Annotated in this window: 27 protein-coding genes and 1 pseudogene; 9 read left to right on the top strand and 19 right to left on the bottom strand. The window is 69.6% G+C overall.

The window, feature by feature from the left end; translation table 11 throughout:
• Positions 1-8: 8 nt before the first annotated feature.
• From treZ to treY, 3 genes are read left to right on the top strand one after another with little or no spacing between them, the layout of a single operon-like run.
• Positions 9-1,880: a malto-oligosyltrehalose trehalohydrolase gene (gene treZ / locus DIE08_RS08290; RefSeq protein ID WP_124901586.1), complete on the top strand. Its 1,872-nt coding sequence runs from the start codon at positions 9-11 to the stop codon at positions 1,878-1,880.
• The gene (malQ, locus tag DIE08_RS08285; RefSeq protein ID WP_124901585.1) at positions 1,877-4,183 is read left to right on the top strand and encodes a 4-alpha-glucanotransferase; all 2,307 of its coding nucleotides are present in this window, start codon (positions 1,877-1,879) and stop codon (positions 4,181-4,183) included. The genes treZ and malQ overlap by 4 nt, the downstream gene beginning before the upstream one ends.
• Entirely contained in the window at positions 4,180-6,945 is a 2,766-nt protein-coding gene (gene treY, locus DIE08_RS08280; RefSeq protein ID WP_124901584.1) for a malto-oligosyltrehalose synthase, read from the top strand. The genes malQ and treY overlap by 4 nt, the downstream gene beginning before the upstream one ends.
• Positions 6,946-7,028: 83 nt before the next feature.
• Here the strand turns inward: treY and arsH are convergent, their stop codons facing one another.
• The 5 genes from arsH to DIE08_RS08255 form a co-directional block, all read right to left on the bottom strand.
• Positions 7,029-7,751 carry an arsenical resistance protein ArsH gene (gene arsH / locus DIE08_RS08275; protein ID WP_124901583.1) on the bottom strand — a complete coding sequence of 241 codons (723 nt, stop codon included), beginning with the start codon at positions 7,749-7,751 and terminating at the stop codon, positions 7,029-7,031.
• Between the two features lie 20 nt (positions 7,752-7,771).
• On the bottom strand, positions 7,772-8,842 hold the full coding sequence (arsB, locus tag DIE08_RS08270) for an ACR3 family arsenite efflux transporter (protein ID WP_124901582.1): 1,071 nt from the start codon (positions 8,840-8,842) through the stop codon (positions 7,772-7,774).
• Between the two features lie 67 nt (positions 8,843-8,909).
• A complete protein-coding gene (locus tag DIE08_RS08265) occupies positions 8,910-9,404 on the bottom strand; it encodes an arsenate reductase ArsC (RefSeq protein WP_124901581.1) in 495 nt (164 codons plus the stop codon).
• A gap of 22 nt (positions 9,405-9,426) precedes the next feature.
• On the bottom strand, positions 9,427-9,762 hold the full coding sequence (locus DIE08_RS08260; protein WP_059602419.1) for a helix-turn-helix transcriptional regulator: 336 nt from the start codon (positions 9,760-9,762) through the stop codon (positions 9,427-9,429).
• 150 nt (positions 9,763-9,912) lie between these two features.
• Positions 9,913-10,167 carry a hypothetical protein gene (locus tag DIE08_RS08255; protein WP_124901580.1) on the bottom strand — a complete coding sequence of 85 codons (255 nt, stop codon included), beginning with the start codon at positions 10,165-10,167 and terminating at the stop codon, positions 9,913-9,915.
• 117 nt (positions 10,168-10,284) lie between these two features.
• Here DIE08_RS08255 and DIE08_RS08250 point away from each other — a divergent pair, with 117 nt between their 5' ends.
• Complete coding sequence (locus DIE08_RS08250) at positions 10,285-11,535, top strand: phosphatidylserine decarboxylase family protein (protein ID WP_124901579.1); 1,251 nt, start codon at positions 10,285-10,287, stop codon at positions 11,533-11,535.
• A gap of 41 nt (positions 11,536-11,576) precedes the next feature.
• Here DIE08_RS08250 and DIE08_RS08245 read toward each other — a convergent pair whose 3' ends face one another.
• The 5 genes from DIE08_RS08245 to DIE08_RS08225 all read right to left on the bottom strand — a co-directional run bounded on the left by DIE08_RS08245 (position 11,577) and on the right by DIE08_RS08225 (position 14,105).
• Complete coding sequence (locus DIE08_RS08245; RefSeq protein ID WP_124901578.1) at positions 11,577-11,789, bottom strand: hypothetical protein; 213 nt, start codon at positions 11,787-11,789, stop codon at positions 11,577-11,579.
• Positions 11,790-12,051: 262 nt separating this feature from the next.
• Positions 12,052-12,393 carry a DUF1488 domain-containing protein gene (locus tag DIE08_RS08240; protein ID WP_124625425.1) on the bottom strand — a complete coding sequence of 114 codons (342 nt, stop codon included), beginning with the start codon at positions 12,391-12,393 and terminating at the stop codon, positions 12,052-12,054.
• A gap of 3 nt (positions 12,394-12,396) precedes the next feature.
• A complete protein-coding gene (locus tag DIE08_RS08235; protein WP_124901577.1) occupies positions 12,397-12,945 on the bottom strand; it encodes a type 1 glutamine amidotransferase domain-containing protein in 549 nt (182 codons plus the stop codon).
• A 296-nt stretch (positions 12,946-13,241) separates the two neighbouring features.
• The gene (locus DIE08_RS08230; protein WP_124901665.1) at positions 13,242-13,607 is read right to left on the bottom strand and encodes a DUF3022 domain-containing protein; all 366 of its coding nucleotides are present in this window, start codon (positions 13,605-13,607) and stop codon (positions 13,242-13,244) included.
• Between the two features lie 90 nt (positions 13,608-13,697).
• On the bottom strand, positions 13,698-14,105 hold the full coding sequence (locus DIE08_RS08225) for a hypothetical protein (protein ID WP_124901576.1): 408 nt from the start codon (positions 14,103-14,105) through the stop codon (positions 13,698-13,700).
• A 132-nt stretch (positions 14,106-14,237) separates the two neighbouring features.
• Between DIE08_RS08225 and DIE08_RS08220 the strand changes: the two genes are divergently transcribed.
• Together DIE08_RS08220 and DIE08_RS08215 are read left to right on the top strand one after the other, a co-directional pair.
• Positions 14,238-14,594 carry a DUF3175 domain-containing protein gene (locus tag DIE08_RS08220; RefSeq protein WP_059680902.1) on the top strand — a complete coding sequence of 119 codons (357 nt, stop codon included), beginning with the start codon at positions 14,238-14,240 and terminating at the stop codon, positions 14,592-14,594.
• 45 nt (positions 14,595-14,639) lie between these two features.
• Positions 14,640-15,962: a sodium:proton antiporter gene (locus tag DIE08_RS08215; RefSeq protein ID WP_124901575.1), complete on the top strand. Its 1,323-nt coding sequence runs from the start codon at positions 14,640-14,642 to the stop codon at positions 15,960-15,962.
• A 14-nt stretch (positions 15,963-15,976) separates the two neighbouring features.
• Here DIE08_RS08215 and ligD read toward each other — a convergent pair whose 3' ends face one another.
• The 9 genes and pseudogenes from ligD to DIE08_RS08165 all read right to left on the bottom strand — a co-directional run bounded on the left by ligD (position 15,977) and on the right by DIE08_RS08165 (position 24,045).
• Entirely contained in the window at positions 15,977-18,751 is a 2,775-nt protein-coding gene (ligD, locus tag DIE08_RS08210) for a DNA ligase D (protein WP_124901574.1), read from the bottom strand.
• Positions 18,752-18,775: 24 nt separating this feature from the next.
• A complete protein-coding gene (locus tag DIE08_RS08205) occupies positions 18,776-19,801 on the bottom strand; it encodes a Ku protein (RefSeq protein ID WP_124901573.1) in 1,026 nt (341 codons plus the stop codon).
• Positions 19,802-20,066: 265 nt separating this feature from the next.
• Positions 20,067-20,453, bottom strand: coding sequence for a DUF3022 domain-containing protein (locus DIE08_RS08200; protein ID WP_124901572.1), 387 nt, complete (start codon positions 20,451-20,453; stop codon positions 20,067-20,069).
• Positions 20,450-20,611, bottom strand: coding sequence for a DUF1328 family protein (locus DIE08_RS08195; RefSeq protein WP_027792525.1), 162 nt, complete (start codon positions 20,609-20,611; stop codon positions 20,450-20,452). Before DIE08_RS08195 ends, DIE08_RS08200 begins: the two co-directional genes overlap by 4 nt.
• 54 nt (positions 20,612-20,665) lie before the next feature.
• A complete protein-coding gene (locus DIE08_RS08190) occupies positions 20,666-20,854 on the bottom strand; it encodes a DUF3008 family protein (protein ID WP_059536983.1) in 189 nt (62 codons plus the stop codon).
• A gap of 70 nt (positions 20,855-20,924) precedes the next feature.
• Positions 20,925-22,358: an RNA polymerase factor sigma-54 gene (locus DIE08_RS08185; protein ID WP_124901571.1), complete on the bottom strand. Its 1,434-nt coding sequence runs from the start codon at positions 22,356-22,358 to the stop codon at positions 20,925-20,927.
• A 252-nt stretch (positions 22,359-22,610) separates the two neighbouring features.
• On the bottom strand, positions 22,611-22,922 hold the full coding sequence (locus tag DIE08_RS08180; protein ID WP_059602383.1) for a hypothetical protein: 312 nt from the start codon (positions 22,920-22,922) through the stop codon (positions 22,611-22,613).
• A 50-nt stretch (positions 22,923-22,972) separates the two neighbouring features.
• Positions 22,973-23,284: pseudogene (locus DIE08_RS08175) on the bottom strand (hypothetical protein).
• A 458-nt stretch (positions 23,285-23,742) separates the two neighbouring features.
• Entirely contained in the window at positions 23,743-24,045 is a 303-nt protein-coding gene (locus DIE08_RS08165) for a hypothetical protein (RefSeq protein WP_124625620.1), read from the bottom strand.
• A 154-nt stretch (positions 24,046-24,199) separates the two neighbouring features.
• On the opposite strand from DIE08_RS08165, the gene DIE08_RS08160 reads away from it, so the two are divergent.
• The 3 genes from DIE08_RS08160 (at position 24,200) to DIE08_RS08150 (ending at position 25,546) form a co-directional block, all read left to right on the top strand.
• Positions 24,200-24,454 carry a hypothetical protein gene (locus tag DIE08_RS08160; RefSeq protein ID WP_124625443.1) on the top strand — a complete coding sequence of 85 codons (255 nt, stop codon included), beginning with the start codon at positions 24,200-24,202 and terminating at the stop codon, positions 24,452-24,454.
• 87 nt (positions 24,455-24,541) lie between these two features.
• On the top strand, positions 24,542-24,973 hold the full coding sequence (locus DIE08_RS08155; protein WP_059605984.1) for a CBS domain-containing protein: 432 nt from the start codon (positions 24,542-24,544) through the stop codon (positions 24,971-24,973).
• 90 nt (positions 24,974-25,063) lie between these two features.
• A complete protein-coding gene (locus DIE08_RS08150; protein WP_124625445.1) occupies positions 25,064-25,546 on the top strand; it encodes a PRC-barrel domain-containing protein in 483 nt (160 codons plus the stop codon).
• Positions 25,547-25,611 lie beyond the last annotated feature (65 nt).

Here is a 25,611-nt window from a genome sequence, read left to right as displayed (position 1 = left end):
GAGCCGCCATGACGTCACGTACCGCCCATCCGCCCGTCTCACACGCGTTCGCCTCGTCGTTCGGCGCGGCCTGCATCGACGCGGCGCATACGCGGTTCCGCCTGTGGGCACCCGCGAGCCGCACGGCCACCGTCGAACTGCACGGCGAGCAGCGCATCCCGATGCCGGCCGCGGGCGACGGCTGGTTCGAGGTCGTCGCGCCGTATGGCCCCGGCACGTTGTACCGCTACCTGCTCGACGACGGTCTCGCCGTGCCCGATCCCGCGTCGCGCTTCCAGCCCGATGGCGTGCATGGCCCGAGCCAGGTCGTCGATCCGGCCGCGTACCGCTGGCTCAACGATGCGTGGCGCGGCCGGCCGTGGCACGAGACGGTGCTGTATGAACTGCACGTCGGCGCGTGCGGCGGCTATGCGAACGTCGAGCGGCGCCTGCGGGATATCGCCGCGCTCGGCGTGACCGCGATCGAACTGATGCCCGTCAACGCGTTCCCTGGCGCGCGCAATTGGGGGTACGACGGCGTGCTGCCGTTCGCGCCCGACGCGTCGTACGGACGCCCGGAGGAATTGAAGGCACTCGTCGACACCGCCCACGGGCTCGGGTTGCAGGTGTTGCTCGACGTCGTGTACAACCACTTCGGCCCCGAAGGCAACCTGCTGCCGCGCTATGCACCAGCATTTTTCCGTGCGGACCGGCAGACCGCATGGGGGCCCGCGATCGACTTCTCGCGTGCGCAGACGAGCGCGTTCTTCATCGACAACGCGCTGTACTGGCTCGACGAATTCCGTTTCGACGGCCTGCGCATCGACGCCGCGCATGCGATCGACGACGACGCGTGGCTGCGCGCGCTCGCGCGCCGCGTGCGCGCGTATGCGGGCGACGCGCGTCACGTGCATCTGGTGCTCGAGAACGAACGCAATGCGGCGAGTCTGCTCGGGCCCGTCGGCTTCGACGCGCAGTGGAACGACGACTTCCACAACAGCGCGCACGTGCTGCTGACCGGCGAGCGGGAAGGCTACTACCGCGCGTACGCCGATGCGCCGCTGCGCCATCTCGCGCGCACGCTCGGCGAAGGGTTCGCGTACCAGGGCGAGCCGTCGCCGCTGCACGGCGGCGCACCGCGCGGCGAGCCGAGCGCGCACCTGCCGCCGACCGCGTTCGTGACGTTCCTGCAGAACCACGACCAGATCGGCAACCGCGCGTTCGGCGAACGCCTGCGCGCGCTCGCGAACGACGACGCCGTGCGCGCGGCCACCGCCCTGATGCTGCTCGCGCCGCAGATTCCGCTGCTGTTCATGGGCGAGGAAGACGGCAGCACGCAGCCGTTCCAGTTCTTCACCGACTATCGCGGCGAACTCGCCGACGCCGTGCGCGAAGGCCGGCGCCGCGAGTTCGCCGCGTTTCCCGCGTTCGCCGATCCCGCGCATCGCGACACGATTCCCGATCCGAATGACGTCGGCACCTTCTTGCGCTCGTCGCCCGGCCATGCGGATGAGGACGCGTGGCCCGACGCCGACGCGTGGCGGCGCTTCTATCGCAGCGCGCTGACCGTGCGCGCGGCGCTCGTGACGCCGCACCTGCCGGGCACCCGCGCGCTCGGCGTCGAGCTGCTGGCCCGCAACGGCGACGGCGCCGAGGTGGCGCTCGTCGCACGCTGGCGGCTCGGCGACGGCAGCACACTGACGATCGCGTTCAATCCCGGCTCGCACGACGCGGTGCTGTCGGCGCTGCCGGTCGGCAAGATCGTGTTCGAAACGCCGCCGCGCGCGCGCGACCGTCTGGCCGACGAGCGGCTGCCTGCGCGCACTTGCATCGCGTGGCGCGACGGCGCGGTCAACCACGATGCGCTCAGCCACCGCTCGAACGGGCATACGCGGCCATGACGACCGACGTACCGATCGCCGAACTCGCGCGTGCGGCCGGGCTGGAGCCCGACTGGATCGATGCGGGCGGCGTCGCCCGGCGAGTCCACGACGACGCGCTCATCGCGCTCGTCGGTGCGCTCGGCTGGCCGTGCGGCACGCCGATCGAGCGGGTCGACAGCGCGGCCGCGCTCGCCGACGCGCACGACGCGACGCCGCGCGTCGTGACCGGCGACGCCGGCGTGCCGCTCACGCTGCCACGCGGTGTCGCACCGCCCGGCGCACGCTTCCGGATTTCACTCGAAACGGGCGGACACGTCGACGGGCGCGTGAGCGGCACGGGCGAATACGGCACGCTGCCGCCGCTCGCGCTGCCCGGCTATCACGCGCTCGACATCGGCGAGCAGCGGATCGGGCTTGCGATCGCGCCGCCGCGTACACGGCCGTTCGATGCCTGCGACGACGCGCCGGACGCGCAGCACCGCTGGGGCATCGCGGCTCAGATTTACAGCCTACGCCGCACCGGCGACGACGGCGCAGGCGACTACACCGCGCTCGCCGGCCTCGCCACGCGTGCGGCGCGGCACGGCGCGCACGCGGTCGCAATCAGTCCGACGCATGCCGGGTACCCGGCGCTGCCCGAGCACGACAGCCCGTATTCACCGTCGTCGCGGCGCTGGCACAACGTCGCGTATCTCGACTGCGATGCGGTGCCGGGGGCCGATATCGTGCGGCGAACGAGCGGCGCGGCGCCTGGCATGCCGAACACAGCCGACGCGCCGCTGATCGACTGGCCGCACGTGCTGCCGCTGAAGCTGCGCCGGTTGCGCGCGTGTTTCGATGCGTGGCGCGCGAACGGCGAGCCGTCGCGCGACGCGTTCGAGCGGTTCCGCGCGGCGGGCGGTACGGCACTCGACGCGCACGCGCGCTTCGACGCGCTGCAGGCGTTCTGCATCGAACACGGGATCGGCGCGGACTGGCGGCAATGGCCCGCGCAGTGGCTGACGCCGGCGTCAGCCGAGGTCGACGCCTTCGCCCATGCGCATGCCGAGACGATCGCGTTCCATACGTTCCTGCAATGGTGCGCGTCGGACGCGCTCGGCAACGCACAGCGTGCCGCGCGCGATACGGGAATGACGATCGGGCTGATCGCCGATCTCGCGGTGGGCTCCGATCGCGCGGGCAGCGATGCGTGGGCGCACGGCACGACACTGCTGCGCGGCGTGTCGGTCGGCGCGCCGCCCGACCTGTTCAATGCGGACGGCCAGGCATGGGGCGTGACGACGTGGACGCCCGCCGCGCTGCGCGCGAACGGCTTCGCGCCGTTCGTCGAGCTGCTGCGCGCGGCCTTCGCGCATGCGGGCGGGATTCGCATCGATCACGTGCTCGGCTTCGCGCGGATGTGGATCGTGCCGGAGGGCCGGTCGCCGCGCGACGGCGCGTACCTGCGCTATCCGTTCGACGATCTCGTGCGGCTCGTCGCGCTGGAAGCGGCACGGCATCGCGCGGTCGCGATCGGCGAGGATCTCGGCACGGTGCCGGAAGGTTTTCGCGAGCGGCTCGGCGCGCAGGGTATCGCGGGGATGCGCGTGCTGTGGTTCGAACGTGACGCCGGTCGCGCGTTTCGGCCGCCGTCGGCGTGGGATCGCGACGCGATCGCGATGACGTCGACGCATGATCTGCCGACGGTGGCCGGCTGGTGGCGTGGTGTCGATCTCGAATGGCGGCGGGTCGTGGCCGGGGCGGGCCCGGACGCGGATGCCAATACCGATGCGGCCAGGCATGCGGCTGACCGGAGCGACCAGGTGCGGCGAGCCGCGAGTGCACGCAATGCCGGCGACGACATCGGTCGCGCCGCGGCCGCACACGGCTCGGGCCGCGACGAACGGAACAATCCGGTCAAGCGTGACGATATGCCGGCCACGGATGACAGCCACGGCGCGCCCTCCGCGCAGAACACACCGTCGCCCGCCCCGGACCTCACGGCCGCCCGGGCCGAACGCGCCACCGACCGCGCGATGCTGTGGCGCGCGTTGCAGCACGCGGGCTGCGCACCGGTGAGCGATCCGGTCCCGCCCGCCGATATGCCGCCGGTCGGCGCCGTCCTCGCGTACGTCGCGCGCAGCCCGTCGCCGCTCGCGATCGTGCCGCTCGAGGATCTGCTCGCACTGGCCGAACAGCCGAACCTGCCCGGCCCGCCATGCGGCCACCCGAACTGGCTGCGCCGATTGCCGCGCACGGTCGACGCGCTGTTCGACGCTGACGTTCGCACACGCATCGCGACGATCGAGCGCGCACGCCATGTACCGGAGGACGATGCATGATCCCGCGCGCGACCCTGAGATTGCAACTGCATGCGGGCTTCACGTTCGAGGACGCGGCCGCGCACGCAGACTATTTCGCGCGGCTCGGCGTGAGCCACCTGTACCTGTCGCCGATCACGACGGCCGAGCCCGGCTCGACGCACGGCTACGACACCGTCGACCATCGCACGACCCGCGCCGAACTCGGCGGCGAAGCCGGTTTCCGCCGCCTCATCGACGCGCTGCGTGCGCGCGGCCTCGGCGTGATCGTCGATATCGTGCCGAACCACATGGGTGTCGGCGGCGCATCGAACGGCTGGTGGAACGACGTGCTCGAATGGGGACCGGCGAGCCCGTACGCACACTACTTCGACATCGACTGGCATCCGCCCGATACGGCGCTCGACGGCAAGGTGCTGCTGCCCTGCCTCGGCGCACCCTACGGCGACGCGCTCGCGGCCGGCGACATCATGCTCGGCGCCGATCCTACAGCCGGATGCTTCTTCCTCGCCTGCCCGGGCAGGAGGTTGCCGGTCGCCGCCGCAACTTATGCGGAAATCCTGCGCATCGCCAATCGGGCGGACCTGAACGCACTCGCCGAACGTTTCGCTGGCGCGCCGGTACGTGGCAGCGCGCGCCTCGCGGATGCACACGCGGCGCTGCGCGACTACGCCGCCACCCATGGCCCGCATGCGTTCGACGCGATCCTGCGCGGCGCCGATCCGCGCCGCGCGCGCTCGCGCGCGTGCCTTCACCGGCTGCTCGAACGCCAGCATTACCGCCTCGCATGGTGGCGCACGGCCGCCGACGAACTGAACTGGCGGCGCTTCTTCGACATCGCGACGCTCGCAGCCGTGCGCGTCGAAGACGAAGCGGTGTTCGACGCGGTGCACGCACTGCCGTTGGAACTTCATGCCGCCGGCTTCATCGACGGCCTGCGCGTCGATCACGTCGACGGCCTCGCCGACCCGCGTGCGTACTGCCGGCGCCTGCATGCGCTGCTCGCCGCGCAGCGCGACGAGCGGCCGTATGTCGTCGTCGAGAAGATCCTTGCTGCAGGCGAGACGCTGCGCGAGGACTGGGGCGTCGACGGCACGACCGGTTACGACTTCATGAACGACGTCGCCGCGCTGCTGCACGACCCGGCTGGTGCCGCGCCGCTCGCCGCGCACTGGGCGGCCGTGTCGGGTTCGGCGCGCTCGTTCGCTCAGGAAGCGGTGGCCGGCAAGCGGCGCGTGCTGACACGGCAGCTTGCGGGCGAGCATGAACGCGTCGCGCGGGCGTTGCACCGCGTCGCCCGTGCCGCGCCCGCGACGCGCGACATCAGCCGGATTGCGATCCATCGGGTGCTGGGCGAGCTCGCCGTGCATCTGCCCGTGTACCGGCTCTACCCGACCCTCGGCGACGAACCGACCGGTGCCGATCGTCGCGTGCTGGCGCACGCGTACGACGCGGCGTGCGCGGCGATCGATCCGTCCGACCGCTACGCGCTCGATCGCGTCGCCGGCTGGCTCGGGCTGCCCGGCACGCGCGTGCCGCGCGCGGATGCCGCGGCGCTGCACGCGGCGCGTGTCGCGTTCGCGCAGCTCACCGCGCCGCTCGCCGCGAAGGGTGTCGAGGACACGGCCAACTATCGCTACGGACGGCTGCTGTCGCGCAACGAGGTCGGCGCCGATGCCGGCGAGTTCAGCCTGTCGCGCGGCGCGTTCCATGCACGCAACCGGCGACGCGCGCGCACCGTTCCGCACACGCTCGTCGCGACGGCGACGCATGATCACAAGCGCGGCGAGGATGCGCGCGTGCGGCTTGCGGTGCTGAGCGAAGTGCCGGACCGGTGGCGCGCGGTGTCGCTCGAGTGGTCCGCGTTGAACCAGCCATGGCGCGGCGGCGCGCATCGCGATCTTGCATGGACGCCGGGGCCTTCCGCGGAGGCGATGCTGTACCAGACGCTGGTCGGCTGCTGGCCGCCGGGGCTCGCGCCCGACGATGCGGCCGGACTCGCGGCGCTCGCGGAGCGCGTGGTGCGGTGGCAGACGAAGGCGCTGCGCGAGGCGAAACAGCATACGGACTGGCTCGCGCCGAATGCGGACTACGAGCGCGCTTGCGAGGCGTTCGTCCGCGCGATCCTGACGCCGCACGGTACGCGCGATTTCGCGCATCGACTGCATGCGTTCGTCGCGCGGATCGCGCCGGCCGGCGTCATCAACAGTCTCGCGCAGGCGGCGTTGCGGATGGCGTCGCCGGGCGTGCCCGATCTGTATCAAGGTACCGAGTCATGGGATCACTCGCTCGTCGATCCGGACAACCGGCGCGACGTGCCGTTTGCGAAGCTGGCGGCCGAGCGGGTCGACGAACCGGTCGCCGCGTACCTGCGCGACTGGCCCGATGCGCGGGTGAAGCGCGCGCTCGTCGAGCGGATGCTCGCGTTGCGCACGCGCTGGCCCACGACGTTCGCGGACGGCGCGTACGTGCCGCTGCGCGTTCGCGGAAAACTCGGGCGGCACGCGGTGGCGTTCGCGCGCTGCGACGAAGCGGCGACGGTCGTGGTCGCGGTGACGCGGCTCGCGTGCCGGCTGCTCGGCGAAGCGCCGGCGCTGCCGCGCGTGGAACCACGGGTATGGGGCGATACGGCCGTGGTCGTGCCGCAAGGCGCCGGCGAGCGGTGGATCGACTGGCTGAGCGACGGAAGCGAAGTCGCGGCGCCTGACGGCGTGATTCGGCTCGAGCGCTGTCTGGGTGCGTTGCCGGTGGCGGTGCTCGTCGCGGCACGCGTTCGGAATTGAATCGGTCCGGATGGCTGTGGATCGTGCTCGCACACGCTGCCTGTCTCGATCGTGTTTCGCGAAACGACGCACTCGCCGCTCCTTCAGATCGCCCGCTGATTCACCCGCTTCGACAATTCCTCCGCGCTCTCCTTCCGCTCGCTGTACCGGTCGACCAGATACGAACCGATGTCGCGCGTCAGCAGCGTGAATTTCACCAGTTCCTCCATCACGTCGACGACGCGATCGAAATAGGCCGACCGCTTCATTCGCCCCGCTTCGTCGAATTCCATGAACGCCTTGGCCACCGACGACTGGTTCGGGATCGTCAGCATGCGCATCCAGCGCCCGAGCACGCGCATCTGGTTCACCGCATTGAATGACTGCGAGCCGCCGCTGACCTGCATCACCGCGAGCGTCTTGCCCTGGGTCGGCCGCACGGCGCCGATCGACAGCGGAATCCAGTCGATCTGCGACTTCATGATGCCGGTCATCGCGCCGTGTCGTTCCGGCGAGCACCACACCATCCCTTCGGACCACTGCACCAGTTCGCGCAGCTCGACGACCTTCGGGTGACTCTCCGGCGCATCGTCGGGCAACGGCAGGCCGCTCGGATTGAACATGCGCACCTCGGCGCCCATCGCCGTGAGCAGGCGCCCGGCCTCCTCGACGAGCAGGCGGCTGAACGAACGCTCGCGCAGCGAACCGTACAGCAGCAGGAAACGCGGCGGATGCGTGGACGGCGAAGCCGGCCGCAAGCGGCTTGCGTCCGGCACGCGAAAGAGTTCGGGGTCGAGTTGCGGCAGGTCGGTCAGTCGGTCGGTCATGGATGGATTCCGTGGTTGGCTCAAGCGCGCTCGTACCAGCCCTTCGACCGGTTCACGATGCGCACCACCAGCAGCATGACCGGCACCTCGATCAGCACGCCGACGACGGTCGCGAGCGCCGCGCCGGAGTGAAAACCGAACAGGCTGATCGCGGCCGCGACGGCGAGCTCGAAGAAATTGGATGCGCCGATCAGCGCGGACGGGCACGCGACATCGTGCTTCTCGCCCACCGCGCGGTTGAGCCAGTACGCGAGCGCCGCGTTGAAGAACACCTGGATCAGGATCGGCACCGCGAGCAGCGCGATCACCAGCGGCTGCTTCAGGATCGCTTCGCCCTGGAACGCGAACAGCAGCACGAGCGTCGCGAGCAGCGCGGCGATCGACCACGGGCCGATCTTCGCCATCGCGGCATCGAACGCCGCCTGGCCGCGCCGCAGCAGCCGCTTGCGCCAGAGCTGTGCGAGAATCACCGGAATCACGATGTAGAGCAGCACCGACGTGAGCAGGGTCGCCCACGGCACGGTAATCGCGGACATCCCCAGCAGCAGCCCGACCAGCGGCGCGAACGCGATCACCATGATGCTGTCGTTCAGCGCGACCTGCGACAGCGTGAACAGCGGATCGCCGCCCGTGAGCCGGCTCCACACGAACACCATCGCCGTGCACGGCGCGGCGGCCAGCAGGATCAGGCCGGCGACGTAGCTGTCGATCTGGTCCGCCGGCAGCATCGGCGCGAACAGCTGGCGGATGAACAGCCAGCCGAGGAACGCCATCGAGAACGGCTTGACGAGCCAGTTCACGGCGAGCGTGACGCCGATCCCCCTCACGTGCCGTCGCACTTCATGCAGCGCGCCGAAATCGACCTTCACGAGCATCGGGATAATCATCACCCAGATCAGCAGCCCGACCGGCAGGTTCACTTGCGCATACTCGATGCGGCCGATGCGCTGGAACAGGCCGGGCAGCACCTGGCCGAGCGCGATGCCGGCGACGATGCACAGCGCGACCCAGACCGTCAGGTAGCGTTCGAAGAAATTGATCGCCGGCTTCGCGGCGGCGTTGCAAGGCGGGATGGTGTTGGACGTATTCATCGGACAGGATTCGATGCTGGAAAGACGCAAGCGGCACACGGGTTCGAGCGTGCCCCAGTGCGGACGCTCAGTTCCGCGAGATCGCGATCAACGCCGCCTGGAGCTCGGCGTCGCTCAACCGGTCGAGCGGCAACGCCAGCAGTTGCAGCATCCGGTAACCGATCGCCTCGCGCGTCAGCTCGAATGCGAGCCGCTTGCCTGCGTCGCCGCCCTCGGCATTCGACGGATCGGCGTAGCCCCAGTGCACTTTCACCGGGCTGCCGGGCCAGTACGGGCAAGCCTCGGCGGCCGCGCTGTCGCATACCGTGATGACGATGCGCATGCGCGGCGCGCCGTCGCCGACGAATTCGTCCCAGCTCTTGCTGCGGTATCCGGTGACATCGACGCCGGCGCGCGTGAGCGCGTCGAGCGCGAACGGATTGAGCCGGCCGCTCGGCGCGCTGCCGGCGCTGTAGGCGCGCACATCGCGGCCGAGTTTCGCGGCCCAGTGATTGAGCATGCCCTCCGCGAGCACGCTGCGGGCGGAGTTGTGGGTGCAGAGGATCAGGACGTTGGTGGTCATCGGCGGGTGTGTGGACGTGTGCCTACGTTTGGTCGGAGCAGGAGGTCGAACAGGCGGAGACCGGCGCGCACGGATTGCCGCCGCAGCAGTTCTCGGTCAGGTAGCCGATCAGCCCGTTCATCGTCGCGAAGTTCGCGCAATAGAACACGAAGCGGCCTTCCTGGCGGCTCGTGACGAGCTGCGCGTGGGCCAGTTCCTTCAGATGAAACGACAGCGACGACGGCGGCACGTCGAGCAGCGTCGCGATTTGCCCGGCAGGCAGGCCCGACGGGCCGGCCTGCACGAGCGCGCGGAATACGGCGAGGCGCGACTCGTGCGCGAGGGCCGACAGGGCGGCGATGGTCTGATTCGTTTCCATTGTTCGATATTACTCGAAATATGGAAACGAAGGAATCAGTGCGACTTGGCCCCGACTCTTTCCACGGCGACGATTCGATCCAGCTTGCGCTCGTCGCTTGCTATCGCCCGGAGCGACTGGCGGGCCAGCAACAAGCGCTCAAGGTCACGATCACTCTTCCGGCGGCATCGCGCCGCTGTCATCTTCCCAATGCGGCTCGGCGGTCTTGTGGCCGCCGCTCGTCGCCACCGGCCCGTTCCCGCCGCCGCGTTCAGCCTGCCGTACAGCGTTACCGGCGTTACGTGACGTCGCCGCGCGCACGCGTGCCCGCGTGCGGGTCGGCGCCACGGTCCGCTGTTCATCGCCGCCGCGCTCGTCGGTCGACGGCGCATCGTTCGTCTTTCGCACATTCGAGGCTGCGTTCATGTGTCACTCCTGAGTCATCGAAAGCATCCATCGCCCCGATGCAGCAATTTCGATGCCGCGCATCGGGCAAGCGCATTGCTGCCTGCGTTCGTATCGCAATTCTTGCCGGAGATGAGCATGCCGACCGATCCCAGCACGTCGCCCGCCACGCGCCATCGCCTCGGCGAATGGATGACCGAAGAGGAATCGCACATGGCCGCGTACCGCGAAAAAATCGCGATCGACGCACGCGCGCATGCCGGCGAACAGTTGCGCACACCGGCCGTGCAGGAACTCGCGCGGCTGTTCGACGACGACGCCGTGCTGCGCATGAGCCTCACCCGCGCGATCGACGAGGCACGCGAAGCGGGCCGCACGCTCGGCTACGCATCGATCGACGAACTGATGATGGTGATCGATCACCTGATGACCTACACGCCGCCATTCAGCGAAACGAGCCTGATCGTGTGCCCGCTGAACGCGTTCCTCGACTGGCCGATGTGCATGCCGTCGGGCCACGCGGTGTTTCGCGACGCGGCGGTCAACGTGCATCTGAAGCGGGTGCTGAACGTGTGGTGCGACTTCCTCGGCGGCCCGCATTCGCGCGCGCATCTCGACACGTCGCCGCCCGACGGCTGGTTCTGCGACGAGGCGCGCAAGCGCCTCGGCCTGTCGCAATTCCAGTATCGCGAGGACCAGCCGCACTGGGGCTTCGACTCGTGGAACGACTTCTTCACGCGACGCTTTCGCGCGGGTGCGCGGCCGGTCGCGGCACCGGACGATGCGCACGTGATCGTCAGCGCATGCGAGGCTGCGCCGTATCAAACCGCATCGAACGTGAAGATCCGCGACAGGTTCTGGATCAAGGGCCAGCCTTATTCGCTGCGCGACATCTTCACGCCCACGCGACTGCCGCTCGCCGAACGGTTCGTCGGCGGCGATCTGTACCAGGCGTATCTGAGCGCGTACAACTATCATCGCTGGCACGCACCGGTACGCGGCACCGTCACGCACGCGTACCGGGTCGACGGCACCTACTACTCGGTCGCCGAAGCGGAGGGCCCGGACCCGGCCGGGCTCAACGACTCGCAGGGATACATGACGGCCGTCGCCGCACGCGCGATCGTCGCGATCGACTGCGACGATCCCGGGATCGGGACCGTCGCGGCCGTGTTCGTCGGAATGGGCGATGTCTCGTCCTGCATCGTCGAAGTCGTGCCGGGGCAGCGCGTCGACAAGGGCGACGAGATCGGCTATTTCCAGTACGGCGGCTCGACCTGCTGCCTGCTGTTCGAGACCGGCGTGATCGACCGCTTCTGGTTCGCGCCGCCGTTCGACGGCGATACCCCGGTCGTGCAGGTCAACGCGCCGGTCGCGATCGCACGCTGAACCGCGCGTCGGCCCCGCGCGCGAGCATCATGCATCGCGTGTCACGCGTCGTGACCGCCGTCGTCCCGCTGCACGCACCGGACGACCGTCAACCCGTCGGCCGTCAGCGCGGGGCGGCTCGTGCCGGACGCGTCCGGACGCATCACGATCAACTGTCGTTCCACCAGCGCGACGATGTCGTCGCGGTCGGTCTGGATCTGTTCCGGTGCGCGATGCACCAGGAACAGCGCGGCAAATTCATGGGCGGTCAGCATGCTTGTTTCCCCGTTGACGGCTTCGCACGATGCAGCGGCGGCATCGCGGCGACGCACGGCGCGAAACGTGCGCCGGTGACGGGAGAAGCATGCAGGGAACGTGCCAGATCGTGGGACGCGGCCGCCCCGTTCGCGGCCGGCGCGCGGTGCGATGCGTCACCACGAACCGCGTGACGGCTGCTGCAAAGTTTTCAACGGCGTGTAAGCGAGCACACGCGCGGCCCGCGAGCCGGCCCGCGCCGGCGTCGCGCAGCCGCGCGGATTACGACTTCCTCGAACGGAACAGCCCCGCCCGCGCCGTTTTCCCCGCCGCCTGATCGCGCGCGCGGAAATAGCCGCTGTGCAGTTCCACGCCGCCCTCGCCGTCCGCGAGCACTTCCTCGCACGCGGCCTCGATGCGCGCACGGCCGCGCTCGAACGCGTCGCGCAGGTCGGCCTCGAGGGCGGAGCGCGCGCCGAAATGATCCTCGAGCGCTTCGACCGTGATCGCGCATGTGAGCGGCTTCCCATCGACCTCGACCACGAAGCGCATCTGCAGCGCCGCGCCGTCGAACTCGGGCAGCCCGTCAGTCAGCGTCACGTGATGGATGGAACCGGCGGGCATCGCTCAGGCCCCCCGCGACGCCAGACACTGCACCAGCGCGCCGTTGAATGCGGGCAGGTCGTCGGGCTTGCGGCTCGTGATCAGGTTGCCGTCGCGCACGACCTCCTGGTCGACCCACTTGCCGCCCGCGTTGCGGATGTCGTCCTGCAGGCTCGGCCAGCTCGTCATCGTGCGGCCGTCCACCAGCCCCGACGACACGAGCAGCCAGCCGCCGTGACAGATCGCGGCGATCGGCTTGCCCGCACCGACTGCCGCCGTCACGAATTCGCGCGCGGCCGTCACCATCCGGATCGCGTCGCCGTTGACGACACCACCCGGTAGCACGACCGCGTCGTAGTCGCCTTCGCGCGCATCGTCGAACGTATGGTCGACCTTCACGCGATCGCCCTTGTCGACGTGCCTGAACCCCTGGATCTCGCCGCGCTTCTGCGAAATCACGTCGACCTGCGCGCCTTCGGCCCTGAGCGCGCGCTGCGGCTCGACGAGCTCGGCTTCCTCGAAGCCGTCGACCGCGAGTATCGCCACCTTGCAATGGTCCAGCTTGCCGATCATGGAGCGCCCTCCTGTTGATGTCGCGGCATCGGTCGTGCCGTACCTGTCGTGCAGCAATCTGCGTGCCTGCCGCGCGCACGGGGACGCCACTGCACGCACCATCGCGTCCATGGGGCGCGACCCGCAATCCCCGAATGGCCTCACGCGCATGAGCCGCCGCGTGACGCGTAAGGCCCGACGTCACGCCGCGCCGCGCGCGTCTGCAAAGATTTCAAAGGGATGTAACGCGACTGCCCGCGACTGCCGCCCGGCGCCGTCATGCAAGGTCGTGGCGGGTCGCTACCGGCTCGACACGCTCACTGCAGATGACGCGCTGCGTCGAGCATCGCGTCGGTCAGCTCGACCGTCAGCGTCAAATCCTCGGTGACGTCGGGCAGCGTGTCGAGCATGGCCTGCACGGCATCGTGCAGCATCGCGTGCACGCGCATTCGGGCGTCGTCGTCGAGATCGACGTAGCGCTCCATCGTGTCGTAGTCGAGTGCGAGCACGACCGAGTGCCGCGCGGTATCGGGCGGCGCATCGGGCGCCAGGGCCCAGGCCGCATGAAACGTGATCCTGCCGGTCTCGATGTCGACTTGCACCGTCGTATCGAGATCGTCCGTATCGACCTCGTCGGTGTCCAGTTCGGTCGGGTCGAACGAGGTCCGCTGGTTCGAGTGCATCATGTCCTCCTGCGTGGTGGCGATGTGCCGCCCCGCGGCCGGCGCCCGCCATCGCGTCGCGCCGGTCACGCCGGCGCGACGCCGTGATCGTCAGTAGCCGCTGGAACCGGCACCGCCCGTACCGCCCGCGCCGCCACCGCCCGCGCCCGCCCCTGCGCTGCCACCGCCGTTGGCGCCGCCGGTGCTGCCGCTACCGCCGGTGCCGGCACCGCTCGGGCCGCCCGGCTTGGTGCGCACATGCGGGCGCGCGTGCGAACGCATGGCGCGTGACTCCTGCATGCGGGTCGCGGGCGGCGGCGCCGCCGTATTGCCATTCGACATGCTGCCGCCTGCGCTCTGTGCCGACGTGTCCGGCGGCGACAGGATCGGCGCCCCGGTGCCTTCGTCGGAACGCTGCGAATTCTGTGCCCACGCGGCCGGTGCGGCCGCGACGAGTGCGACGGCCGCGCATGCAAGGATCCGGCGCGCAGCGAATTTCGATTCGAATACTGGCTTCATGGAACGTTCTCCCTCGATGGAACCGCTGTCGTGGAATTTCCTGCGTCCCTGGTTCAGCAAGGCACGTGCCGTCAGCGCTGCGCGGCATGCGGCTTGCTGCGCAAGACCATCGATCCCGTACGGAGCCCTGTCATGCCTTCAGCTTCCGCTTCCCGTCCGCACGGCAAACGCGTGACGCGCCGCCCCGGCCGCGCGCGCAGCAACGATCCGCATCATCGCAAGCGCTGGTCCGCCGATGTCATGAAAAAGAGCGATGCGCTGGACATCGAACCCGAGATCTTCAAGTCCGACGACCCGGGCGAGATCGCGGCGTCGCTCAAGCGCTCGGCCGAACACAGCCGCCGCCGCAAGGCGCCGCCGTTCCAGTCGGCGATGTCGATGCTCAACTTCTATGTGAACCGCGCGGGCCGCAACCTGCCGAAAACACGCCGCGCGACGCTCGAACGCGCGAAGCGGAAACTGCGCGAGGCGTTCGGCCGCAAGCCGTGACGCTCCCCCCCAACCGCTCCGCATCGACCTGCTCCGCCTGCACGCATGCATGAAACGCTGTGGTATCTGATCATCGGCGCGGTGCTGATGGCCATGGGTGTCGCGACGTCGGCGCTGCGTCACCTGCCATGCAGCAGCGCGATGATCTATCTCGCGCTCGGCGTCGCGCTCGGCCCGTCCGGCGCCGGACTCCTGCATCTCGACATCGAACGCGACGCGCCGCTGCTGCGCGAGATCGTCGAGGTCGCGCTGCTGGTGTCGCTCTTCGCGATCGGACTGCGGCTGCGCGTGCCGCTGTCCGACAGGTTGTGGCTCGTGCCCTGCCGGCTCGGCCTGCTTGCGATGATCGTCACCGTGCCGCTGCTCGCCGGCTGCGCGGTGGTGACGCTCGGGCTCGGCTGGGGCCCCGCGCTGCTGCTCGCGGCGATCCTCGCGCCGACCGACCCGGTGCTCGCGCACGACGTGCAGGTGCACGATCCCGGCGACCGCGACCTGGTGCGCTTCGCGCTGTCCGGCGAAGGCGGGCTGAACGACGGGATCGCGCTGCCGTTCGCGCTCGCGGGCCTCGCGCTGTGCGGTGCGTCCGACATGCCGCACGCGCGGCCAGCGCTGTCGGCTGCGTTCGCGCTGGCCGCGCTGTGGGGCATCGCAGGCGCGGCCGCGATCGGCGGCGTGCTCGGCGCGTCCACCACCAAGGCGATCGGCTGGCTGCGCACCCGTCATGCGCAGGCGCTCGGATTCGAAGGCTTCTTCGCGCTCGCGCTGATCGTGCTGTCGTTCGGCGTCGCGCAGCTTGCGAATACGTTCGGCTTCATCGCGACGTTCGCCGCGGGCGTCGCGATGCGCCGCGTCGAGCATCGCGCGAGCGGCGGCCGGCGGCCGCGCGAAGTGATCGGCCGGATCGATTCGGAAGACGTGGTCGCGACCGAGAAGCATCCGGAGAAGGTGCACGCGTTCATGACCGAATCGGTGCTGGACTTCACGATCGAGCTCGAACGGATCGCCGAGGCGCTCATCATGACGATGGTCGGCAGCGTGCTCGCGACGCTATCGACGCCGCTCGTGACGTGGGGCGCAATCGGGCTCGCCCTCGTGCTGTTCGTGGCCGTGCGGCCGCTCGCCGTGTTGCTGACGCTGACCGGCTCGCGCGCGACCCACGCGCAACGGCGGTTGATGGCGTGGTTCGGGATACGCGGGATCGGCTCGTTCTATTACCTGCTGTTCGCGCTCGAACACGGGCCGTCGAGCGCGGTGCGCCCGCTCGCGGCGCCGGTGCTGGCCGTCGTGTCGGCGTCGGTGATCGTGCACGGCGTATCCGCGACGCCGCTGATGGCCTGGTATTACCGCCTGCAGCAGCGCCGGCGTTGACCGCGCCGGCGACGTCACGACGCGCCGAGCCGCGCGCGCATCTGCGCGGAGATGCGCTGCCGCGTGTCGTCGTAGCCTTCCCACGGATCGCGCTCGAGCCGGTCGAGCCGTTCGTGCAGCGTGTCGATCGTCCATTGCGCGCCGCCCGTCGTGTCGGGCACCTCGTCCCAACGCAGCGGCACCGACACGCCCATCCCGGGCCGCGCACGCGCCGAATACGCGGCGATTGTGCTCGCGCCGCGGCCATTGCGCAGGTAGTCGATGAAGATCTTGCCGCGACGATGACGCGGGCCCATCGTCGCCGTGAAACGGTCGGGCAACGCACCCGCGATGTGTTGCGCGACCGCGCGCGAGAAATCCTTCACGTCGTCCCATCCGAGGTGTCGCGTGATCGGCACGACCACATGCAGCCCCTTGCCGCCGCTCGTCTTGCAGAACGACGCGAGCCCCAGTTCGTCGAGCAGCCCGCACACGAGTTGCGCGGCCTCGATCATCGCGCTCCACGGCAGCGCGGGATCAGGATCGAGGTCGAACACGATTCGGTCCGGCCGCTCGATGTTCGACGCGTGCGCGTTCCACGTATGCAGTTCGATCGTGCCCATCTGCGCGGCACCAAGTAGCGCGTCGACGTTGTCGAGCGACAGCAGCGGACCGTGCCCTGGATCGAGCCCGGCGTGTTGCGTGACGAACGGGATCTCGCGGCGCTCCGCGTGCTTCTGGAAGAACAGCTCGCCGGCGATGTCGCCAGGCGCGCGCACGAGCGACACGGGTCGCCCCTTCAGGTCCGGCAACAGCCACGGCGCGATCCATTGCCAGTAACGCGCGAGCTCGATCTTGCGCGTGCCGCTTCGCGGATCGAGCACGCGATCGGGATGGGTGATGCGCACGCGGCCGAGCTGATCCGGGCCGGCATCGTTGCCCGCCGTGCGGGTGGATGCCCGTGAACGCGCGTGGTGCTCGCGGCCATTCGCCTCGTGAGCCGCGTGCGTGGTTCGATGTCGATCCATCGCCACCTCCGTTTCCGCATTTTTCGCATGTTTCGGCACTTCGCGGACGATCTGCGCGGCCGGCTTGTCTTCGCGCAGCGCGATGAATGCGGCCTGCCGCACGATGCCGTCGCCGGTCCACTCCGCGAATTCGCATTCGGCGACGAGCGTCGGCTCGGTCCAGTGCACGCGCGTGCGCGAGCGTTCGCGCGGCGGCGGATCGAACGGCGCCGTTTCGCGCTCGTGCTTGCGCAGGATCGCGGCAAGCCGGTCGAGCATGCGTGCGTCGAAGCCTGTGCCGACCCGGCCGACATAGCGCAGCGGTGTCGGCCCGCGCCGCCGCTTGCCGGCCGGCGCCGATTCGTGCACGCCGAGCAGCAGCGCACCGAAGCCGTGGCAGCTGCCCGACGGCTCGGTATAGCCACCGATCACGAACTCCTGCCGGCGTCGGCATTTGAGCTTGATCCACGCAGGTGAGCGTCCGGGCCGGTAGCGCGAGTCCGCGCGCTTGCCGATCAGCCCTTCGAGGCCGGTATCGCATGCGCTCGCGATCAGCGACGCGACGTCGTCGCCGAGATCGGGCGAAAAGCGCAGCCGCGCGGGGTCGCTGTCGGCCAGCAGGGGTTCAAGCAGCGCGCGGCGCGCAGTGAGCGGTGCGTTCCGCAAGTCGTAACCGTCAAGATAGGGCAGATCGAATACGAACAGCGTGACCGCGTCCGAGCGCCCTGCGCCGAGGGCGTTCTGCAGCGCCTGGAAATCGGGAAGACCGTGCTCGCCGAGCACGACGGCCTCGCCGTCGAACCATGCGCCGTCGACGTCGAGCGCGGCGAGCGCGTCGCGTTGCGCGCGCAGCTTCGCGGTCCAGTCGCGGCCTTCGCGCGTCATCAGCTTCACATGCCGGCGTGTGCCCTTGCCCGCAATACGCGCAAGGATCCGGTAGCCGTCGAACTTCAGTTCGTAGCGCCAGTCGCCCTGCTCGGGCGGGCCGTCGACCAGCGTCGCGAGTTGCGGCGCGACGCGCTCGGGCAACGGCGCGCGCACTGCACCTTCGATCCCGGACGGATCGGCCGGCGAACGGCCATGATCGTCGCGTTCGTCATGCCGCGCGCCACGTGCAGCGCGTTTCGCGGCCTTGTCGCCGCGACCGCGCGGCACACGGCGCGTACGCGTGGCGCCGTCGGGCGAATCCGGCAGCGCCACCGCACCATCATGCACACTTCCCGGCCGCTCGCCGACGACGTCGAATTCGTCCGCGCCGCGCGCGTCGTCGTCGCGCTCCTTGATCAGCAGCCACTGCTCCTGTCGCCCCTGCTGGCGCCCACTGCGCACGAGCGCCCAGCCGCCGTGCAGCTTCTCGCCGTCGAGCCGGAACGTGAGCTTGCCCGCGCGATAGCCGTCGCGTGCCTGCGCGACGCCGCCGTCGGGCGTCCAGGTGCCCTCGTCCCAAACGACGACCGATCCTGCTCCGTAATGCCCGGCCGGAATCTCGCCTTCGAACGAAGCATATTCGAGCGGATGGTCCTCGACATGCACGGCGAGACGCTTTACCGACGGATCCAGGCTCGGCCCCTTCGGCACGGCCCACGACTTCAGCGTGCCGTCGAGTTCGAGCCGGAAGTCGTAGTGCAATCGCCGCGCATGATGCTCCTGGATCACGAAGCGCAGCGGATGGCCGGTGCGCGCACGCCCGCGCGCGGACGGTTTCGCATCCGACTTCGCACGCCGACGCCCGTGCGCGCCTTCAGGTTCCGGCGTCGCGCCGAAGTGGCGTTTGCGGCGATATGGATCGAGCTTGCCGGGCATTGCATCACCTCGCTTTGCGCGGCGTCATGCGGCGTGCTTGCGGCGCGCGGTGGCTTTCTTCACCGCATGCTCGCCGGTCGCGGCACGTTTCGCGGACGGCCGTTTCGCCGCCGCGGTTTTCGTGGCCGCGCCCTTCACCGCGGTTTTCGAAACCGGCTTGCGGCGCCCGCCGCCGCGCGACGACGAGGATGCCCCATCGGTATTCGCATCCTCGTCGTCGCCCGCATCGCGCAGATCCGCCGCACGCGCCCCGCCGCCGCCCTTCAGGCTGCGCTTCAGCAGCTCGGTCAGGTCGACCACGTTGGTCGCCGCGCGGCTCGTCTGTGCGGGCCGCTCCTCGATCTCCTCGATCTTGCCCGCGCGCACCTTGCGCTCGACCAGCTCGAGGATGTCGTCGCGGAACGTGTCGTGATACTCGTCGGGCGTCCATTTGCCGGCCATGTCGTCGATCAGCTTCTTCGCCATTCCCAGCTCGCGCGCGGTCACGCCCGCGCCCTTCGCGTCTTCGGCCGGTACCGTCAGTTCGTCGAGGGGCCGCAATTCTTCCTGCCAGCGCAGCGTATCGAGCGCGAGCAGCGGCCCGACCGGAATCAGCGCGCCAAGATGCTGTCGGTCGCGCATCACCACGAGCGCAATGCCGATCTTGCCGCTGTCCTTCAGTGCGTCGCGCAACAGCGCATAGACCTTCTCGCCCTTGCGGTCCGGCACGAGGTAGTACGGCGTGTCGAGATAGAGGAACGACACGGCATCCTCGTCGACGAAGGTCAGGATGTCGACGGTCTGCGTCGATTCGGGGTTCGCCGCGCGGATTTCGTCGTCGGTCAGCACGACGTAGCGCTCCTTCTCGTACTCGTAACCGCGCACGATGTCCTCGCGCGTGACTTCCTTGCCGGTGCGCTTGTTGATCTGCCGGTAGCCGACCGGATCCATCGAGCGCTTGTCGAGCAGCCGGAACGACGGCTTCACGGTGCGTGTCGCGGGAAAGAGCTGTACGGGCACATGAACGAGCCCGAAGCTGATCGCGCCTTTCCATATCATCCGCGGGGCCATGCCTGTCCTCCTTGCCGCTTGCACGCGCGCCTGGCGAACCGGCTCCCCTGTGCAACGCTCCGCGCGCTGGCGCGATTTCGCGCCGTCGGGTGGCGGCGGATTGCCGGATCGGGGAGATATGTCATGCGCGCGCCCTCCTGTCGGTTCGATGAAGGACGGCTGCGTGCGTCACGGCGTGCACGGAGCCGTCACGGGAAACGAGCGAGCCGCGCGGCGCGTGCCGCGACGGCTCGCTCCGGTGTCACGGCGGGCTGCTGCCGTGACGTCAGGGCGCGCGAAGCGCGCGATCCAGCTCCTCGCGCGTCACGTCGAGCGCGACGCTGCATTCGATCTCGGCGTCCTCGATGCGCGGTTTCTGTTCATCCACCGCGCGCCGCGCCATGTCGCACACATGCGTCCGAACGCGCAACCGGTCGGCCGAGTCGAGGGACACGTACCGCGCGAGGACGTCCGGCTCGAAGCGCAGGTCCACCACGCAGCGCCACTGACGCGCGCTCGCGTCGACCGGCACCCGCACCCACGACACCTGGATCGTCAGCCGCCCGGACGCGTCGTCCGCATGCACGACGAGGGTCGACTCCGACGGGAATCCGTTCGCGAGCGCAGCTTCGAGTTCAGCGATGCGCTGCGAACGGTCGGGCGTGACCGTCATCGGCGCACGACGCCCAGCAGCAGCGTGACCAGGAAGATCACGACGAAGATGTAGAACAGGATCTTCGCGATCTCGGCCGCGCCGGCCGCGATGCCGCCGAAGCCGAACACGGCGGCGACGATCGCGATGATGAAGAAGATGATGGCGTATCGAAGCATGAATTCCTCCTGGAGTCCTTACGAATGGCGATCGTCGACGCGTGTCGCCGCCGATCAAGAATCGTGCTTGTGCCTGGGTTTGCCGTGGGCCGGCGTCGAAGCCATTTTTTCGAGTTCCTTCTCGCTCATCGACTTGGCCATCGACTTCGCAGGCGGCTTCAGGTCCTTCATCTTGGTGTCACCGCGCTTGGCCGACAGGGCGGCCCCCGCGGCGCGCTGCTGTGCCTGGGACTTGGCTGGCATGGCTTTCCTCCTCTCGGTGGTGCGCGCGGGCAGCGCGGTGCGCAGGCCGCGCGCGGTTCGAACGGCATCGTCATGCGGCGTCGCGCCGCCGCAGTTCAGCAGGCGGAATCTTCATCGCCTGGCGGTACTTGGTCACCGTCCGACGCGCAAGAAGGATGCCGCGCCCCGCCAGGTTCTGGGTGAGCGCGACGTCCGACAGCGGGTCGGATTGGCGCTCGGCCGCGATCATGTCGCGGATCAGCACCTTCGCGGCCAACGCCGAGCACACGCCCTTGCCGGCTGCCTCCAGCTTGCGCGGGAAGAAATATTTGAACTCGAACGTGCCGTGCGGCGTGGCCATGTACTTGTTGCCCGTCGCGCGCGACACGGTCGATTCGTGCAGGTCGAGCGCCTCGGCGATGTCGCGCAGCACGAGCGGCTTCATCGCGATCTCGCCGTAGCGGAAGAAATCGCGCTGCCGCGCGACGATGCATTCGCCGACGCGCTGGATCGTGTCGAAGCGCTTCTGCACGTTGCGGATCAGCCAGCGCGCTTCCTGCAACTGCTGGCCGAGCGGCGAATCGTGCTCGCCGCTCGACTGCGCGAACAAGGTTGCGTAGCGCTCGTGCAGCCGCGCGCGCGGCAGCACGGCCGGGTTGATCGTCACGACCCATTCGTCGCGCACCTGGCGCACGATCACGTCGGGTATCACGTAGTCGCCGCGCGTGCTGCCGTAGTGGTTGCCGGGACGCGGATCGAGCGTGCGCACCAGCGCGCACGCGGCCTGCATCGTCGCCTGGCTGCAGCCCAGGCGTCGCTGGATTTCCGCCGTCTCGCGCCGCGCGAGCCGTTCGAGATGGTCGCGCGCGATCGCCTTCGCCTCCGCGAGCGCCGGCGTGCCGGCTGGAATCGCGTCGAGCTGCAGCACCAGGCATTCGGACACCGAGCGTGCGGCGATGCCCGGACGGTCCAGCATCTGCACGAGCCGCAGCGCCACCGCGAGATCCTGTTCCGACAGCAGCAGCGCCGGATCGGCCGCGACCAGCAGCTCGGCCAGCTCCTGACGCAGGTAGCCGTCCTCGTCGAGCGCATCGATCACGATGCGCGCAGCCTCGCGGTCGCGCTTGTTCAGCGGATAAAGGCGCAGCGCATCGTGCAGTTGCTGGTGCAGCGACGGCTCCGCCGCCATCCACTCGCCGGGCGACAGGTCGCTCGCGTCGTCTGCCTGGCGGCTCGTGCCGCGCGGCGCCGGCGCCGCCGTATACGACACCTCGCCGTCAGGCGGACGCACGTCCTCGCGCTCTGGCGGCGGCTCGGGCGCCGCGGCTTCGGCGGTGGATTCGGGCACGTCGGCGGCGGCTTCGTCGTCGCCCTGGCCATCTTCGAGAAACGGATTCGAGTCGAGCGCCTGCCGCAGTTCCTGCTGGAATTCGAGCGAAGACAACTGCAACAGGCGAAGGGACTGCTGAAGCCTCGGCGTGAGTGCCAGATGCTGTCGCATCTGCAGCGCAAGCGTGACGGACATCGATGCCCTCCTGACGGTGTGCGGAATTGCGTGCAGACGCATTCATGCAGCTTCCATGCCAAGGCGGCGAAGCGCCGTCCGTCGCGGCTCTCGCGGGTTCGCACCCCGCCTGCGGCGGCCCCGGCTGCTGCCTTTTTTACAAGTGCCGGCAAGTTGGAGGCACGGAATTCGCGCCGGGCGGACGCACCGGCTGTGCGCCGGCGCGCCGGTGTATCCGACCGCAGCCGCCCGCACGACGTGCCGCACGTCACGTCAGTACTGCATCGGCGGCGGCGTGCCCGGCATCGTCCGGTCGCCCTGCGCGCCGTTCGGTCCCGGCGGCGGCACGTCGGCCGCCTCACCGCCGGCCGCACCCGCCGGCATCGTGTTGTACGGCGACGGACGCGTGTCGTAGCGCGTGTTCGCGTCCGGCATCGTCGTGGTCGGCGACGCGCCATGACCGTCCGGCGGCGCCGGCGGAGCGCCGCGCGTGCCGTAAGTGGCCTGCGGTTGGGTGCATGCGCCGAGCGCGCACGCGGCGGCGAACGCACAGGCGCCCACACGCATCGACTGGATCGGCTTCATCGGAATCCTCCGTTGAATCGGTGGCGCCGGGCCGGCCGTGGCGACACGGCTCAGAGCCGGTTGAAATGGAAATCGCCGGCATACGCGGTCGGCGCGCGGCGCGCCATCATCGTGTCGAACTCGGCGGCGACGCGTGCCAGCGCACCACGTTGCCGCTCGATACCGGCCTGCTCGAGCGCCGCGAACGCGTCGGCGTCGAAGGTGACGGTCAGCGACGCCGGATGGCCGTCGATGCGAAAGCCGAAACGCAGCGCGCCGGGCGGCTGCTCCTAGACATCGAACGGCATCGCCCGCGCCTCGAAATGGCGGCCGAGCGTCTCGGCCACGTCGCGCAGCATGCCGGGTTTCACGCGGATGCTCATCGTGGCCCCTCCTTGGATCAGGTGAACGCACCGGCGGCACGCCCGTCGGCGACACGTGGATCGGCGGCTCCCGCGTCGGCGGCTCACGTTCCGGCGGCGGCTGCTCTGGCGGATCGCCTTCCGGATCGTGATACGGCTCGGGCGTGCCGGGCGGCAGGTCGTCCGGCGGGGGCGGTTGTGGGTCCGGCCCGACGTCGGGCACTGGCGGCTCGGGCCGGTGCATCGACTGAGCAGGGTTTCGGGTGGTGTCTCTGTTCATGAGCATTCGATCGTTGCGCTCTCCTCGCGGAACCGGATCGCGGCGCGGCGCGTTCGCCGCTCGATGCGCCAAGGTCCGCAAGCCGCATGCCGGCCTTTGTCAGCGCTTGCCGCGCGTCGACGCGCCAGCGTGCAGGCCGCCGCCCGGCGCGACGTGTCTTCGCTACACCGCGCGCTGCAATTCTTTCAAGACCATCGCGCTACCCGTCGTACGCAGCCATCACGAGCCACAGCTCGTGGTCGTCGTCGCGCACCCGCGCGGCGAGCGCATACGGATCGGTCGGGTCGCACGCGCGCTGCAGCGCGAAACGCGCCGGCTCCGTCGAGCCGAACGTCTCGTCGAGCGGCCTCACGTCGGCCTTGCCTTCGAACATGCGGCGATCGGGCCGGTAGATCAGCGGCTCCTGCTTCCACGTGATGAAGTGGCTTTTCACCGACTCGAACCCTCCGCCACATACGTTGACTTCATAGCGCACGCCTGGCCGCCGTTTCGGAATCGTCATCGTGCCCTCCCGCTTGATGTGCGCATGCATGCGGCGCGTGGCGCGCCGTGGTGTCGTCGTTGCCGCCGACGCGGCAAGTCGCGTGCCGTCCGGATGCAGCGGGCACGGCCGTTGCGCGAAAACCGCCTCATCGTCACCGACACGGAGCCCTGCCATGAAGGATTCGACCCGTTCCGGCCGCGACGCGCCGGCGCACGAACCGCGTCCCGCCCCGTCGCCGCCGCTCAAGGACCAGGACCACACGAAAACGCGCCACTCGGAGCGGCATATCGACAAGCAGCTCGAGGACACGTTCCCCGCGAGCGATCCGCCCGCGACCGGCGGCATCACGCGCATCGAGCCCGACACGCCGCCGGGCACGCACGACGACGGCCCGTGGCAGGACCCGGCCAGGCGCCGCGACGCATGACCGTCGGCGATTCGACGGACACCCGTGCCGAACGGCACGCCGCTTGCTGAATCGCACGGCCCCGCTTCGAGCCGCAAGGAGGACTCCATGCAACGCGTCAACGAAATCATGTCGCAGGACGTCGTGCACATTGCGCCGACCGACTCGATCCGTCATGCAGCGCAACTGATGGAGCGCTACGACATCGGCGCGCTGCCCGTGTGCGACAACAACCGGCTGATCGGCATGGTCACGGACCGCGACCTCGCGGTGCGCGCGATCTCGGCCGGCAAGCCGCCGGAGACGCGGATCCACGAAGTTGCGTCGGGCCCGATCGAATGGTGTTTCGAGGACGATCCGCTGGACGAGATCCAGCACTACATGGCCGACGCGCAACTGCGCCGCCTGCCCGTCGTCGATCACGACCAGCGCCTCGTCGGCATGCTGTCGCTCGCGGACATCGCGACGCGCACGGCCGGCCCCGCGCGCGACGACGTCGCGAACACGCTCGAAGGCGTGTCGCAACCGAAGCGTACGTGACGGGGCGATCCTCGCCCCGCCCGACAACCCGCGCGACCCGCAGGGCCCATCCCGGGCACGGCCGCGCTCCACGCAACCAGGAGGACAACCATGCAGACTTCCGATCGAGGACAGACGCGCATCATCGGCAAGGGCGCCGCGACGGCGGCCGGCCCAGGCCCCGACGTGATGGCGGCCGACACGCTCGAAGGCGACAAGGTCTACACGACCGATGGCGACGACGTCGGCAAGATCAAGGACATCATGCTCGACGTGCGCTCGGGCCGCGTCGCGTACGCCGTGCTGTCGAGCGGCGGCCTGCTCGGCATCGGCGACAAGCTGCTCGCGATTCCATGGAGCGCACTCACGCTCGATACCGAACGCAAGTGTTTCCTGCTGTCGGTGTCGTCCGAGCGGATCCGCAACGCGCCGGGCTTCGACAAGGATCACTGGCCGGCGATGGCGGACCCGCAATGGGCCACGCCGCTGCACGAGTTCTATGGCAGCACGCCGTACTGGAGCGCGGGCGACGAGCTCGGGCTCACCGATCCGACCGAGGAACTGAATGATCCGCGCACGCGCGGGCGGCATTGACCGTTCGTGATTTGCCGGTGGTTCAGGCGACAGCCCCGCGAATGCGGGGCTTTTTTGGGGGCTTT

Source organism: Burkholderia sp. Bp9004, assembly GCF_003858025.1.
In the GTDB taxonomy this organism is placed as follows: Bacteria; Pseudomonadota; Gammaproteobacteria; order Burkholderiales; family Burkholderiaceae; genus Burkholderia; species Burkholderia diffusa.
Note: the sequence above shows the minus strand (reverse complement) of the source record. Positions and strands in the feature narration are given on the sequence as shown.